17 protein-coding genes, 1 tRNA gene and 1 pseudogene are annotated in these 14,340 nt (G+C 48.1%); 2 read left to right on the top strand and 17 right to left on the bottom strand.

Translation table 11 applies throughout. The features are described 5' to 3' along the window. Position 1: 1 nt before the first annotated feature. The 12 genes and pseudogenes from gpG to U0008_RS05490 form a co-directional block, all read right to left on the bottom strand. The gene (gene gpG, locus U0008_RS05545; RefSeq protein ID WP_043491641.1) at positions 2 to 397 is read right to left on the bottom strand and encodes a phage tail assembly chaperone G; all 396 of its coding nucleotides are present in this window, start codon (positions 395 to 397) and stop codon (positions 2 to 4) included. 58 nt (positions 398 to 455) lie between these two features. Further along, complete coding sequence (locus U0008_RS05540; RefSeq protein WP_043491639.1) at positions 456 to 1,193, bottom strand: phage tail protein; 738 nt, start codon at positions 1,191 to 1,193, stop codon at positions 456 to 458. A 9-nt stretch (positions 1,194 to 1,202) separates the two neighbouring features. Beyond that, entirely contained in the window at positions 1,203 to 1,604 is a 402-nt protein-coding gene (locus tag U0008_RS05535; protein WP_043491637.1) for a phage minor tail U family protein, read from the bottom strand. Continuing rightward, positions 1,601 to 2,179 (bottom strand): phage tail protein, encoded by a 579-nt coding sequence (locus tag U0008_RS05530; protein WP_043491634.1) that lies wholly within the window; start codon positions 2,177 to 2,179, stop codon positions 1,601 to 1,603. The genes U0008_RS05535 and U0008_RS05530 overlap by 4 nt, the downstream gene beginning before the upstream one ends. A gap of 4 nt (positions 2,180 to 2,183) precedes the next feature. Then, complete coding sequence (locus U0008_RS05525) at positions 2,184 to 2,459, bottom strand: hypothetical protein (protein ID WP_043491631.1); 276 nt, start codon at positions 2,457 to 2,459, stop codon at positions 2,184 to 2,186. Continuing rightward, positions 2,452 to 2,778: a DUF2190 family protein gene (locus U0008_RS05520; protein WP_043491629.1), complete on the bottom strand. Its 327-nt coding sequence runs from the start codon at positions 2,776 to 2,778 to the stop codon at positions 2,452 to 2,454. The genes U0008_RS05525 and U0008_RS05520 overlap by 8 nt, the downstream gene beginning before the upstream one ends. A gap of 85 nt (positions 2,779 to 2,863) precedes the next feature. Further along, positions 2,864 to 4,846, bottom strand: coding sequence for a ClpP-like prohead protease/major capsid protein fusion protein (locus tag U0008_RS05515; RefSeq protein ID WP_326490415.1), 1,983 nt, complete (start codon positions 4,844 to 4,846; stop codon positions 2,864 to 2,866). Between the two features lie 7 nt (positions 4,847 to 4,853). Continuing rightward, the gene (locus U0008_RS05510; RefSeq protein WP_043491627.1) at positions 4,854 to 6,338 is read right to left on the bottom strand and encodes a phage portal protein; all 1,485 of its coding nucleotides are present in this window, start codon (positions 6,336 to 6,338) and stop codon (positions 4,854 to 4,856) included. Next, entirely contained in the window at positions 6,335 to 6,550 is a 216-nt protein-coding gene (locus U0008_RS05505; protein WP_043491625.1) for a DUF6148 family protein, read from the bottom strand. Before U0008_RS05505 ends, U0008_RS05510 begins: the two co-directional genes overlap by 4 nt. Next, positions 6,547 to 8,652, bottom strand: coding sequence for a phage terminase large subunit family protein (locus tag U0008_RS05500; protein ID WP_043491623.1), 2,106 nt, complete (start codon positions 8,650 to 8,652; stop codon positions 6,547 to 6,549). Before U0008_RS05500 ends, U0008_RS05505 begins: the two co-directional genes overlap by 4 nt. After that, on the bottom strand, positions 8,652 to 9,149 hold the full coding sequence (locus U0008_RS05495; protein ID WP_043491621.1) for a DUF1441 family protein: 498 nt from the start codon (positions 9,147 to 9,149) through the stop codon (positions 8,652 to 8,654). The genes U0008_RS05500 and U0008_RS05495 overlap by 1 nt, the downstream gene beginning before the upstream one ends. 228 nt (positions 9,150 to 9,377) lie before the next feature. Further along, a pseudogene (locus tag U0008_RS05490) lies at positions 9,378 to 9,608 on the bottom strand (glycosyltransferase family 2 protein); the annotation flags it as partial. Positions 9,609 to 9,808: 200 nt separating this feature from the next. Between U0008_RS05490 and U0008_RS05485 the strand changes: the two are divergent. Then, positions 9,809 to 10,321 (top strand): hypothetical protein, encoded by a 513-nt coding sequence (locus U0008_RS05485; protein ID WP_043491615.1) that lies wholly within the window; start codon positions 9,809 to 9,811, stop codon positions 10,319 to 10,321. A 330-nt stretch (positions 10,322 to 10,651) separates the two neighbouring features. On the opposite strand, the gene U0008_RS05480 is transcribed toward U0008_RS05485, so the two are convergent. The 3 genes from U0008_RS05480 to U0008_RS05470 are packed head-to-tail and all read right to left on the bottom strand — an operon-like array spanning position 10,652 to position 11,954. After that, entirely contained in the window at positions 10,652 to 11,170 is a 519-nt protein-coding gene (locus U0008_RS05480; RefSeq protein WP_043491613.1) for a DUF2514 family protein, read from the bottom strand. Further along, the gene (locus U0008_RS05475) at positions 11,167 to 11,697 is read right to left on the bottom strand and encodes a lysozyme (RefSeq protein ID WP_227660078.1); all 531 of its coding nucleotides are present in this window, start codon (positions 11,695 to 11,697) and stop codon (positions 11,167 to 11,169) included. The genes U0008_RS05480 and U0008_RS05475 overlap by 4 nt, the downstream gene beginning before the upstream one ends. Further along, on the bottom strand, positions 11,694 to 11,954 hold the full coding sequence (locus tag U0008_RS05470; RefSeq protein ID WP_227660077.1) for a phage holin: 261 nt from the start codon (positions 11,952 to 11,954) through the stop codon (positions 11,694 to 11,696). The genes U0008_RS05475 and U0008_RS05470 overlap by 4 nt, the downstream gene beginning before the upstream one ends. Positions 11,955 to 12,331: 377 nt before the next feature. Between U0008_RS05470 and U0008_RS05465 the strand changes: the two genes are divergently transcribed. After that, on the top strand, positions 12,332 to 12,607 hold the full coding sequence (locus U0008_RS05465; protein ID WP_043491656.1) for a DUF1883 domain-containing protein: 276 nt from the start codon (positions 12,332 to 12,334) through the stop codon (positions 12,605 to 12,607). Between the two features lie 527 nt (positions 12,608 to 13,134). On the opposite strand, the gene U0008_RS05460 is transcribed toward U0008_RS05465, so the two are convergent. Together U0008_RS05460 and U0008_RS05455 are read right to left on the bottom strand one after the other, a co-directional pair. Beyond that, a tRNA-Ile gene (locus U0008_RS05460) sits at positions 13,135 to 13,212 on the bottom strand. Positions 13,213 to 13,515: 303 nt separating this feature from the next. Further along, positions 13,516 to 14,295, bottom strand: coding sequence for an antitermination protein Q (locus tag U0008_RS05455; RefSeq protein WP_151200885.1), 780 nt, complete (start codon positions 14,293 to 14,295; stop codon positions 13,516 to 13,518). Positions 14,296 to 14,340 lie beyond the last annotated feature (45 nt).

The following is a 14,340-nucleotide window of genomic DNA, read 5'->3' as shown; positions in this document are numbered from 1 at the left end:
GCTATTTTGCCAGCGGCTTTTCCTCTACCGGCTCAACGGTATCAGGCGAGGGAGCAGCCTCGTCTGCTGACTTGGGATGCATGCCGCTAAGCGCTAGCACTATTTCCACCGCTTCGTTAATTGCTTCGCTAGGCCATGTTTTTTGGATAGTTTGGTGAAGCTCATTTTCATCGCACTCTGGTGTTTCATGGGATAACGAGCGAGAAATCAGCCATGCATTTACATCCACATTAAGACGCACAAGCTGCGCTGTATGACGTAAACTTTCGCTTCCCTCATCGCTAATGGCTTCTTTCGAGGCTAAATAATCAAAATACTCCACGCGCTGTAATGCCGAGATTTGGTGCAATACGACAGACTGGCCGTTGTACTTAAACGTTTCTTTTTTCAAAAACATGACAAATACCTATAAAAAAGGCCCCAGTCAGGGGCCATTGAAATGAAATAGAGCGAAGTTACGCCACGGTAAACGTTGCTATGGCCACATGTTGGCCATCATTCGTCATGCCGATAATTTCGACTTTTCCCGCCTTAACACCCGTGACCGTAGCAACCTTATCCTTTACCACGACGGTCGCCGTTTTTAGATCTGATGATGCAACCCGCAAAGTGTTATCCGTGGCATTGTCTGGCTGAATCGCGAACGTGACACTTTCAGAGGCGCCAACCGCAATATTGCCGGTCGCAGGGGTGACGGTTACCCCAGTGACAGGGACTGCCGGTGTGCGTAAATCTTCAGCCAGTGACGGCTTGCCTGAGTTGGTAACTTTTACCGTGCGGGTAATGACTTCTTTCGCTGGGATCGCTTTGCCTAGGCTACTAATCCAACCACGGAACACATCAACCGCACCGTTGGGATATTTGATTTTATAGCCACGAACATCCCCTTCAGTAAACCATTCAACCAACCCTTGTTGGCCACTCTCTCCGGGTTTCCACGCGAGGGTAAAACTGGTATCCCCAGCAGATTTCTCTCCTTGCGCCGTGCTGCTCCAATCGGCGTTTTCATCATCGAGATAGGTATCATCATAGGATTCGGCGGTCATTTCGCCGGGTTGAAGATCTTTAATTTTCGCCAAACGCGACCAATCAGCATCGCTTAACGGGTTTCCATAAGGGTCACCCTTGCCGGTATAGAGCCATAGCGTGGTACCCGCACCTTTTACCGGTGCCAGTGGGTTAGGTGTTGTCATATAACATCCTTACATTGAATAAGTGAGAAGATAAGTCAGATCAACCGAGCCCCACGTCGCCATCTCCTCATCACGTTGGTAGTCATAACCTTGGGGGGTCATCGTCTCGATCAGGGTATCGAGCGTTGGGATATTGGACAGTGCGGGATAAATGTGCGACTCCATCCAGCTATCTAGCGCACTGTCTGGCTGGGCCGATTTAAGAAACACCTCAACATGTAACGCTGCTTGCCAACTATCCTCATCCAAGGTGTCTCCGGTGTATTCCGCATCAGAGAGATAAACGGCAACAGCGGGAAGATCTTGCTCATCAAGAAAGGCAGGGCGCCCATCAAACCATGTCACTGGCTCAGTAATTTCACGTTGAAGCTGTGACGTTACGGCCTGACGGATCTGGGTATGTTTGCTCATCGTTTGATATGTAGTCTCAGTTGATTTTTCAGCGCCGAGGCCAACTCTTTTGGCATGTCGCTATCGATAAGTTGTGACGACGATGCCATAAATGCTTCGGTCAACGGCCCAGACAGGGGGACCTTCACCACATCAATGGGATAACGGGCACGCCCAACACGGCGCATCACTTGCCAGCGGCCATTAGCTAGTTGCTGAATAAAAGCATTGCGAAAGGTGTAGGGCCCCACTTTAAGTACGCTGCCCTTACCGTGTTTGGCCTCTCTGCGACGAGAGAGACGCACACGCGCCGCGCCTAATTTGATCGCCGGAAGGTTGCCTCGATTTATTTTGATCGACGCAATTGGACGATCCGGTTTGGCCTTCCTTAATCGAGCTCGCTGCCTGACCAATTTGACAGGGAGCCCCTTTCGCCGGTTGTCATCCACTCGCGCTTCTTTTGCTACCTTACGCGTGCTGTGACTAATGGCTCGCGCGGCCACACGATTGACGGCCTGCGCCGTTGCCGTGGGCACCATTATCCGACTCAAGCTATTCAGATTTAGGATCGCCTGTTCAAGCCCTTTAACTGACATAACGCTACTCCAGCCAAATCTGAGGTTTTCCATTAAAGAGCTGATGACGGGTGACGATATAGGACCCATCATCCACCACCACGTTGTCGTTGCGGCGTGGTGAATATGCCAATGAAAAAACCACTAATGAAACACCATCCCCCTGCACAGGGCCCATTTCAGGCAATAGATGAGACTCAACGGCCGTATAAGACTGCCCATTGATGGTGACCGCTTTGCCAAAGCGTTCAGCGGTCACACGATCCATTTTTGCCGTGAGCTGCACAAACGGACTAGCCATTGAGTTTCACTTCAATCATGGCGCTATTTTTATCAGCAGCCTTCCATGCAATGCCTGCGGCCACCGCATCAGTAGCGTCCAATTGAATTTTCCCATCTTTTAGCGCCACTTTTTTCCCCATAGGGATCACGTCTGCCGCTAATTTTGGTAGCAAAAAGACACCACTTACCATTGCGGCCCCTGCATCGCCCACGGGAATATCAGTAATTGCCACACCGACAATATCGCCAATTACGATAGGTTCACCGCTGGAAATTAGGTCGGCGTTACCATTAACAACCTCGATCACATTGCCATCTTGCACAAAATTCGTAGCCATACTCTTTGCTCCACGGCCCCAATGGGGCCGGATTTTAGGTATAAAAAAAGCCCGTTAGGGCTGTTCACATCACATGTGTGGAAAGTTATTTGCCGCTTGAATACACCAAACCGCGATGATCTAACGGAGCTACACCGGCATCAATACGGACCTTAGTGGCAATCCCGTCAGTATTAAAGCCTTCTTGCTGATCGATATAGGGCACATCCACACCATTAAGATAAGCAACCTCAATCGTATCCGTCCCTTTAGCCGCCGCCAGATACCATGCGGCTGCATCTTTATCATCCAGACGGGCTTCACTGATGACGGTTGCAAAGTTCTGGATTGGGTTGATGATCCCCGCGTTGATATCGGCACCTTTGACGCTTACAGACTTAATCGTCTGATTAGCGAGTGTTTCTAGCGCTGTTGGTACCAGCATAAATGCTGGACGGATATTAAGGCTTCGATCACCTTCTTTTTGGGTTCGCATCAACAAGCGGGCTTTGTCCAAATTAGCGACATCAATCGCCCCAGTGCTTACGTTCTTGTGGTCTGGACTGAAGAGTTTTTTACCATCAGACAGCACGGCGTTCGCCGTAAGAATTTCATAAACCAGATCGCCAATGGTCGCCTTCGCTGCTCGGCCCATTTTCATCGGGACATCAGTTAACTGGTTTAGATCATCGTTAATCAGTGCCTGACGCGTAATTGAGAAAATTTCACCGTAGGTTGCCAAGGCAATTGACTCACCACGATCTTTGGTTGTGATGTATTTATACTCTGCCCCCTCTCGAACCTTACGCAGGGAAGGGAAGCCCCCTAAACCGACACGATGAGCGGTTTTAAAGTCCGACAACTGCCCTTTTTTAGTCCAGAGCTCGAAGGTTTCCTCCGCCTCTTCCCACCCTTGCAAGATCGACTTATTCGCGACATCGAGCAGGATATTGCCAAAATCCGATGTACTGTGGGTTAGCGCCAGCCCCACCATTTGAACAGGATTCAACGAGGACACGCCAATACCGCGCTCAGTCAGTGACATACGTGCATATTCACGCAATGTCATACCGTTGTAGACGTTATCATTCTGACGTTCTTCATAGCCTGCACGCGCCATAATCGCCTGACGAATACCGTCACCGGTGAAATTACCGTTACTCGCATGAATAAGGTTATGAGGCGTGTTCTTATTTGATGGCGTCGCATCTTTGCCCAATTCAGCAAGCAGTTTATCTTTCGCTTGCTCGACAGAACATTCGATATCCTCAATACAGGATGCCTGCAGGGTTTGATGCTTACCGCCAAACATCGCAAACAGGTCTTTAATACCATTAATGCGCTGTTTTTGTTCTTCTCGCGCCTGAGCGCGGATAGCGTTCTCATCAACCGTGGCTGGCGCAGCAGTCGGAGCTGCCTGTGGTGTTGATACGGGGGCTTGGGCCTTTGGCGCAATAATCATATTCTTTAATGAATTAGGCATGGAATCAAAATCCTCAATACGTTTTGAATGAATGCAAGCCATTGCCTGCACAGATGTTGTCAGTTGATCAGCAAAACCATGCTCCACACACTCTCGTCCAGAAAGCCATGTTTCAGCGCTCAGCATGTCGGCTAATTCGTCAGTAGTCTTGCCGGTTTTCTTGGCATATGCGGGGATAAGCACCGTTTCGACCTTATCAAGGAGATCGGCGTAATCACGCATATCATCCGCATCGCCCCCCGTAATGCCCCACGGCTTGTGGATCATCATCATCGCATTTTCAGGCATGATGATAGGGTTGCCGACCATCGCAATAACTGAAGCCATCGATGCGGCCAGCCCATCGATATAGACCGTTTTGCTCGCAGGGTGGCTGTTAAGTAAGTTGTAAATGGCAATGCCATCAAACACATCTCCACCCGGCGAGTGAATATGTAAGTTGATATGGTCTAACTCGCCCAGCGCTTTCAATGTGCTAGCAAACTGCCGCGCACTCACTCCCCAATAACCGATCTCATCAAAGATATAAATATCAGCAGACCGTTCTCCACTGGCTTTCATTCGAAACCAGTTTTTCTCCCCGTTCGCAGCCGCTCGCGGAGTCATAAACACACTATTTTTTTGTTTTTTGCTCACTGCCTTCCCCTTTATCGTTCGCCGGGTCTGTGTCAAATTTCAGTCCTAAGGTGGCGTTTTCATCAATTTCGGCCTTGCGGCGGCGTTTAACATCGCCCGGATTTGCCCCCCGAGCCCGAACCCAATCGCCCTCCGTGGCTGCACCGCCACGTAAAAGCACCCGCCACGAATTAGCCTCTTTCAACGGATCAATCCACGGCATCACCGGCCCGCTGTATACCGCATTGAAAAGAGTCTCCCTATCCACATCGAGGGGGACATTAATCACACCTGATGTGATCGCCATTTGAAGCCAATTGCGGTAAATCGGGCGACTCACCGCCGCGATAAATGCATCTTGCAAAATGCTGTAGCCCTCAAACGATTCCACCAGCTCTTGGCGCTGTGAGCTGTAAGTCCCGTTGTAGTTACGGGCAATACTGGAAAAGCTTCCACGGCTACCGGCTGCAACCGCTCGCAGTTGGCCATTACGGAAAGTTTCTAGGTTGGGATTCGGCCGGTCGGATTTAATCATGCCAATATCTTCGCCGGGCTGTAGCCCATCAAAAAGCATGCCCGGCTGGATATCTAATTCTCGAGGACCATCTGATGATCCTGAACCTTCGTTATCACCGTAGGTTTGGGGATCGCCTTTCTTAACAAACATGCCCAAAGCCGCCGCAATACGCGCTGCAGTCAGTTCAGCATCCTCATACTCTTTGAGTGCACTTAGACGCATCAGCACCCCAGCGAGCAAACTATTGCCACGAATTTGGTGCAACCGACGCATAAACTTCAGATGAACCATGCTGTCTGCGGCGATTTCTTTCGTGTTTCCCTGCGCGCTGCCCAAACGAGTTAATGTTTTATACACAACGTATTTTGTCGGACGCCCCCACTCATTGAGCGCAACACCCTGACAAATCCCCTTACCCTCGTCATTTAGCTCAAGCGGGATAAAATCAGGCTCTAGTGCTTCGATCCAAAAGGGAACGTTGCCCGTAGGATTTAGTCCTGCTGCCGCCCCGCTCACCATTTGCCCAAACACCTCACCATCACGTAACCACGTGCGTGCCATCAACCGCTCTAGCACGGGGCGCGTAAACTGCCCTGTAACATCCGGCGCAACAGACCACTCCGCCCAAGCCGCACGAATGTCTTTCGCTAACTCATCGGCAACCAAACCCGTTTTTAAAATGGGTTGAGGATCTACAATGATTCCGCGGGCACCAACAATACGTTCCTCCAGTTTATCCAACAGACCAATCACCAAGTCATGGTTACAATCGAGCCATCGAGCCTGCTCACGTAACGAGCGCCCCCCTGATTGGGTCAGCTGATTGGCATTGCGGTTTTCACGTTTAGCACGGTGCGTTCTTGTCGGAGTAACGGCTTCATACGCCCGGATCATCGCCCGAGATTTAAGACGTGCCGCTTTCCAGCCCGGTGATACTAAACCAATGGCTTCATCTAATAGGCTCATACAAACCTCGCCAGTTTATGTGATGACCGTCCCCGTTGGCTGGCTTGATACTGCACAAGACGACGCTCCCAAGACATTCGGCCTTTCTGAATTTCGCCGAGGTTCTCCATCGTCATCGACTGTCCATTAAAGGTGATCGACTTCCCCTGTAGTAATGTTTTCTCGGCTTCCAGATAACACTGGATCATGTCTTCAATATCGGTCTGATTCATAACCAGCCTCCTGTCGTCGATGGCGCCCACGCCGAGGCCGTAGCCTCATGCTGAGTCTGTGATTGTGTTGTCTTATGAGTTGATACTTCGGATGTTTTAGTCTGAGCGGGGCGAGGCGATAATACAGGTGTGGATTCATCAAGTGATCGCGCCCAAGGAGGTGGTTTTTCCCAATTTATCCTTTCGTACCCGCGCAACATAACCAATGCATGGGCATACACCATGAGGTCGAAGGCTTCATTAGCCCCCTTGCCCGGTTTCGTCCATTTTCCGTCTGGACTTCGCTCCTCATAGGTCAGCTCGTCATAGAACCATTCACCCAGCCACTCAGGAAAATGTATGTAATTAGCCCCTACCGTTTCACGCGATAGCGCGTTATTGATTCGATCTTTGAGGGCATTCGTTTGTAAGAGATAAAGAGGCACATCCCCGCGGGCCTCTGCACGACGATTCGGTCGGTCGGTATTATCAGGCAGTGTTTTGCTGATGATCTTACCGTTTGACTGGCTCGCCCCTTTAAAGAGATAGACTTTTTTATGCACCCCATCACGACGACACTGGCGCCAAAAGTCATATGCGTTACCCGTTACGCCATCCTCACCACCGCTATCCACTGCCATCGCCAACACCGGAAAATGACTTGTGGGATCAGCCGCTAAGGGCCACGTTCTATCAAGTACATCAGTACGTAATAAATCCCAATCCTCGAGATAGCCTGCGGGGTCAATGGGGAGGCTCTCGCCGTTTGGCCCGGCACGCATTGACTGCTTGATATTGAATCGATCAATCACCCACCGTTCACCATGAGCACCATAACCTATAACCTGCACAACAAAGCGGCGGTGTTTACCACCCTGCACATCGACTGTGGCCACAAGAAACCGTACTCCTGGTGGCACCGTCCGCTTAGCCACTTCCTCAGCGCGGGCCTTAAGGCTTTCTCCTTTACGCTGTTCGGTGCTAGAGCGTGGTGCGTAAGGCAATCCCCAGTCCGTATTAATAACCGCCTTAAGCGTTTCCTCACTGCCTGTTCGCTCATACTCCTGCTCAGCAGTCAGTAATTTATAGACCAGTTGCGCCCATGTTTGATAAGCCGCGGCGGGGCCTTCCATCCAAAACGATGCGATACGTGATCGACGCGCCTCGCCAGAAATCACGCCATGCCGATCAATACGCTGCCCTTCAATCAGCCATATCCCGAGATTATTTAACTCGCGTTTTTGTGCGGGCAAAATATGTCCCTCGCAATGAGGGCAAAGCAAAAAAGCTGATTCACTGGCAACGACAGGATCGGGATTATCACGGTAGCCATTCATTGAGCTCATGGCTGGCTGGAAATACTCACCACAGTGAGGACAAGGCCAATACCAGCGACGGCGATCACCTCGGTTATAGAGAGATAAAATACCTGTCGTTGGTGGTGCTTCATGTATCGATGTTCGTTTCCACTTCAGATCGGTTATTTCTCTGCCGGGAGAGCTTTCCACCAGCGTCATACCCGCGGACATAAAGGTTGTCGTGCGTTTTGATGCCAGAGAAAAACCATCCCCCTCTCCATCAATATCCTCGGGGAAACGGTCATAATCCGTTAGCGCCACGCATTTAAAGTCCGATGAGGACATGACATTGATCGATGGCCAACCCAACTTTAAGTAGCTACCGTTGAGGAACACGCGATCGTAAACATTATTATCGTTGCGGCGTGGGCTTAAGCATTTAGTCACTTCTGGACTGCAGCGAAATGTTCGGGCAAGACGTTTTTTAGAATGCTCTTGCGCTTTGTCCTGCGTCATCTGGATAACCAGCATGTCCGAAGGATCGCAAACTACGTTATAGACAACCCACCCATCAATGAGTCCGATTGTTTTACCAGTTCGCGCAGGGCCAACGAATATCACCGCATCATATTCACGTGAGGCAAGGCAGTTCATTGGTTCTACAATATAGGGCGCAACCATCGGGTCCCAAGGTACTGAGTTACCCGCCCCAACGGGGACACGCATATACCGAGCAACAGCATCCGCGACAGGCATGCGCCGAGGCGCACTCAGTAATCCATAGGTGTTTTTACGTAATACGCTGGCTGTAACCTGCGACGCCATCACGCCTCCTCTGGCTCTCCCTCCTCTGGCATTGAGGTGTCAGCATCAACCACTTTTTGGGCAATCTGATCACGCATATCGTCTATGATGTTTTGAACACGTAGCACCGCTGATGGTGTCATCGCGCAATCACGCTCAAGAATATCCGGTAAGGTTTCCAGACCTTGGATCATCGCCTTGGCCATAGACGCCATTTCCCGTGCCACATCACTTGCGGGGAGTAACTCCCCTATCTCTTGTTCGAATTTGAGCCGCTCACGTTCTGACTGGTACCAAGCTTTGCGATCCTGCGGCGCCATGTCATTACCTGAAACCGGCGTTGGCATCTTCATCAGTTCAGAGAGAACCGACGTTAATTTATAGAGCTTAAGGTTTGATTCATTCCCACCAGAAGTTGCCACATTCTTTAGACGCGCCGTCACTGTTTGGCGATGAACATCCGAAAGTGCTGCAAGTTGGCTGATATTGAGCGTGAGATTTGTTAACTCTTTATCCATTCTCCACTCCAGTGATGAACAAAAAACAGTCACATTCACCACTGAAAAATAATTTAACTATTATTTTCAAAATGTTGAGGTAGTGGTGATGGCAGATCAAAATCCAAAAATGAGGCGTTTTCCGCGAGGTCGCCGCCCCGTGGCAGAGGCCCCCCTCGGGAGTACCTTTTCGATAATGATTATTATTTACTAGGTCAACCACCATAATAGACATGCAGTGAACACCTGTTCATCGAGCGAATAAATCAGCTTTTCCGAGCCGACTACATCAGCAAAGGCCCATGTGGTTAATCCTGCGTTATGAATGCGCAATGCCAAATCAGGATGCTCGTACATACCACGACCATAGACAGTATCGAAACCGCCAACCTTCTCAATGGCACTTCGGTGGTAATACAGCATCACGCCGCGCTGACAGGTATAAGTAACGTTCTTATTGTCGCGATACTGCTCAGCCATATAGTGCGAGAAAGGGCATCAGCGCGATTGTAAGTAGTGATAGCTATGCCGATACGCGCAGGAAGAACATTACATGGTATATACTGCATCCCATTGATTATTACTCCCATAAATTCCCATGGTTATATTTACACTTGTCATGCTTGATATAACTTATGAAGTAATATGTCTCTCATTGTTTTATAGAGCGTAGGATTACAATGGAAATCACAACTATCAATCAGTTGATCGCTGCTGGCTCGGGTTTAATCGGTGCTTGTATTGGTGCTAGTATTTCTGGCTGGGTTAACTACAGGATTAGTAGTAACAATCATGATATTGAAAAGTTATCATTTGCAGCCGGATTTATTGCTGAAGTCGAGGCACTGCAAACCATCATAAAGGAAAGGGGGTACCTTGAATCATTTATCTCATTTTCAAATCATCCGGATATACTGGATGGAAAGGCAGCTAAGTATATAATCTTAATCCCTGATGACTTTGCTCGATTTTACAACGCTAATCTAAACAAAGTTGGCTTGCTTGGTGTGGAGAGAACTAAACTTTTGGTCCAGTACCATCAAATCCTTCAGTCTTTAGCTCAGGATTTCAAAGATGGATCTTATGTTAGCGTTAACGGCTTTAACAAAGAGGCAATCGATGAGTGCGTCCGCTTATTTAAACGCGCCTTATCCATCGGTGAGCAAATCATCAATTATAAAGTCCGCAGTTAACCTTCCACGCTTTATTATGCGTATATGAATGCATTATCACAGGCACTCATTGAATGCCTGCTGTAATACACACCAACTTGATAAATTCCCTATCGGTACTATTCTTATCAGGTGATAGTTCTTTGACTTCACATATCGATGCTCTTTGCTCCGCCGCACTAAACTCACCACAGTTTTTTAGTGCGGCGTTTTTTATCAAAAATTCAAATTGTTACCAAACTCATACATTACAATGCAAATTATTGTGTATATTCATTAAGCCAATCCACTGTTGGCTATTCATTTATTGGATAACTCCCCCAGAGTGGCCCCTGCTTCGGCGGGGGTTTCCTATCTATCGGGTACTAGCCCACTATAAGCCTGTTCACAGGCTAGTCCTCTGACTCTTGCCTCATCAGCAATTGCTGCCATTCTTCCCGCCTCTTCATCAGCACGCTTGAACAACTCGGCAAGCAATTGGGTTCCGCTTGCTGTCTGGCCTCTGTGGGTAGTTGGGGAACCGCAGGCCCTTTCACGGTCTGCCAATCGCTGGGCGAGCTTGTCGGTCTGTTCGTGCAACCTGCTAGCAGCAGCATTGGCAGAAACTGCATCATTATGAGCGGCATATATTTGTTGGCTGGCATTCTGTATCACCTTGTTGATTACCCGCTGGCGGCGCTGTTCTTCGGTTCTAGCCTCTACTTGCCGCTGGGTTAGAGCATCAGAATCGTTTTTATCACGCAGTACCCATTTCAACCGCCAAGATGTATCGGCATTATGGTAGCCAGCGGAGTATGCCCCCCATAACGAAAAAGCCATCAGCGCGATTAGTGTTAGTGGCTTCCAATAGTGTTTAAGAGAGGTAATCATTGGTCTATACCCCAGCAAGTAAGCTCCGATTCCTGTCCCCTTCGCACCGGCTGCCCCGCGCAATTATTAGCTTTGATCCGACAATCTTTGCCGCCGTCGAATATCCAGCGCTTGATCTCCGCACAGGCACCTACTCGATCACCTGAATTCAACTTCTTATAAAACGTGGATGGAAAACATTTAGCAGGGCCGATGTTGTAAGGACAAAAAGAAGCGATACCCGCAATGGCTGGCTCGGATAGTGGCACTGTTACATTACGTTTAACCCACGCAATGGCTTTATCACGTTCTACCGCGTCATAGCACTTGCACTGACTGTATGAAAGTTTCAGCCCTCGAGTGACTGGTTTCCCCCCAATACGCGTCAATCCACGACATATTGACCAGATACCTTGCCCATCCTGATACGCGATAGTTCGAACGCCCTCTTTCTCATCCAAAAACTGATCAAGGATTTTATCTGCTGTCGCGCCACCAATAATCAAAGCGAGAACCGTAGCGCTGAGTTTGGTTTTAGTTCCCATCAATCACGCTCCAGCATGTCGATCTCTTCATCTAATGGCGCAGCTGCCATCACTTGACGGCTTTTAATCCATTCACGCAACAAACGCTCACGGCGACAGCGGAAATAAATCCCCGCTATAAAACCGCCCAGCGTACAAAAGATGCCAACAATGATGCCGACCACCATCCACTCGTTAGGTGAGAAGTAATTGATCAGGCTGAATAGCCATGACGAAACCCCACCAGCAAGTAAGGCGTTATCGGCAGCACGTGTGTACATTATTTTCATCCTTCACCTCCACCAGCGAGGCGGGGTTAATGTGTGGGATAGCGCCCAGCCGTAACCACTCTCAGCTAGAAAGTATTTAGTGTGTGGATGGTTGTTTGCTGAGTGCTAGGTATGCAAAAGGCCACGATTCTCGTAGCCTAATATATTGAAAGTGCAATGTTTTTATCTATACAAAGCAATCCATGATCTTGATCAATTATCAATCAAGTATATGGATTAAATATTGTACACAGGAGTATAACTATTCGTAGGTGTTTAATCCTATTGTCATTAAAACTTTCCTTGATGTTGCGACCACAAATACTTGGTCCCCCACTGTGTTGAATCGGATCGCAGTGGGATTTTTTTTGCCTATAGAGATCTATCAAATGAAACAGACTCAGTTTTATCTTACAACCCATACCTACGTTGAAGTGATATGTTCTGAACCCGCTAATGTCCTATTGATTAATAAAAAGCACTATGCTCACTTTTGCCAAGATAGCTGGGCTGAATATCACGGTGGTTTTTTTACCCACTTCCCTGTGATAATTGAAGTTCCATATGATGGTATTTGGAATGTGGTTGTAGACACTCACACATCAGGATGTTCACCTCCTGAAGTCAACATAAGCATCCTGTCTGGAGATAAAACGATAAAATAGAGAATCACGCACAGTGAGAATTAAAGTCAAAAGTATGGTCCTATCCGTTATTCGAAGACCAACAACTGATACTAATTGAATAGACATATAAAAATAAAATGTGACTTTGCAAAAAAAGATTTATACTTTTTATCAAAATGCAACTAGTTTTCAGAGGCATCGAGAGGTAAATATGAGCATTTTCATTAGTGAATGGCTTACAGGGATGACGGCATTTACATCATCATTAATCTTTATATTACTATTGTTCTATATTGTGGCTGCCTGAAATACAGCATCAACACAATCGGCTGAGCCATCTCCACTGGTTGAAAGACACGCACCTGTATTCGGTACTATATGAAGATGGCTCATGCAGTTGTGCAGCACACCAAACGCTCTGGGTTATCCCTTCTTCGCTGAATGACGTGCTGACTTATTCGTAGAACAAAACCATAGAAAAATAGAACACCATCATCAGAACACAAATCCCTAAGAATACATACAGATCTTTAGATGACTTCATTCCATATTTCCATTTACATAGTTGGTCCGCCACCGAGGACTCGAACCTCGCACCTACAACTTATATGGTCATCGGCTCTATCCTGCTGAGCTAGTGGCGGTTAGGACGCGCGGCGCTGTAACGAGCTGATAAATTGGCTTTCACCAATGATAACGACGCTCATCCCTACGCTAGCTCGCTACAGCTAGCGGAATAATAACCATATAAGATAATTCATTACAATAACTAAGCGTTATTTTCGGATAAGTACGACAATGACAATAAAAAAACCCGCACTAGGCGGGGTCAAATGATTGCGAGTGGATAAACGATACAAATTCCCACTATTTAGCCAAATTAAACCAGCTTCGGACAAAATGCAAGTTTTATGTCTTAATTTGTCGCTATCGTTTCCAAACAGTGTCTAACGAGTCACTTCGTTAAACACGCTATCCGCATAACTCTCTTCAATATCACATTTTGCCACCAGCGCCTCAAAGTAAGGCTTCCAATTACGATTCCATGTCCTTTCCTGCAATTCTGGCACCCATGCTGCAATGGCTCTGTAAGCTTTAGAGGCTGGCGTACGTTTATATCCTCTTCCAGAGCAGCGCTCACATATTTTATCTATTGGTCGGCCAAGCAGTGCTGACTTCTCTAAATCCCGCACTCTCCCTGTACCATGACAGCGGCAGCGTTGAGATACTTTGCCTTTACCGTTGCAGTGCTTGCATAACACACCTACTCGCTCGCGTTTGATGGTAGGAGAATAAACGACCTCACCATCGGCGTTCGTGATGCCGGGATGTTTCACAACATCTTGGTAGCTATAGATGAGACCATCACCTTTGCACTCCTCACATTCTGACATTGACGCTGCCGATCTGGCATATTCTTCAAAGGCAAGTTTTGCAAGAACGACCATGCATTGCCCTAACCGGTTACCTGCAGATTTAACAACCAGCTTCGGCGCATGACGCAAAGCGTACTTGCTCAACTCTTCAACGGTGCGGATCTTATCTTGGGTACTGATACCACTTTTTCCGAGGAAAGCCGCCATACCAAAGCTGGCTCTCGCTTCCGCCATGCCCATCGCCGCCATCAGGTCAGTGCCCGTAATGCGATCGGGAGATGTTCCGCCAGACATGCCGGTTATATTCATCCCTTTAGGCCCAAAGTGCTTTAACGCATTTTCGATTTTCATAGCAATACCTTATGGGGATTTCTGATGTCTTATTATCCCATAAAA

The organism is Hafnia alvei, assembly GCF_034424155.1.
In the GTDB taxonomy this organism is placed as follows: Bacteria; Pseudomonadota; Gammaproteobacteria; order Enterobacterales; family Enterobacteriaceae; genus Hafnia; species Hafnia alvei.
This window is presented reverse-complemented; position numbering and strand designations above follow the sequence as displayed.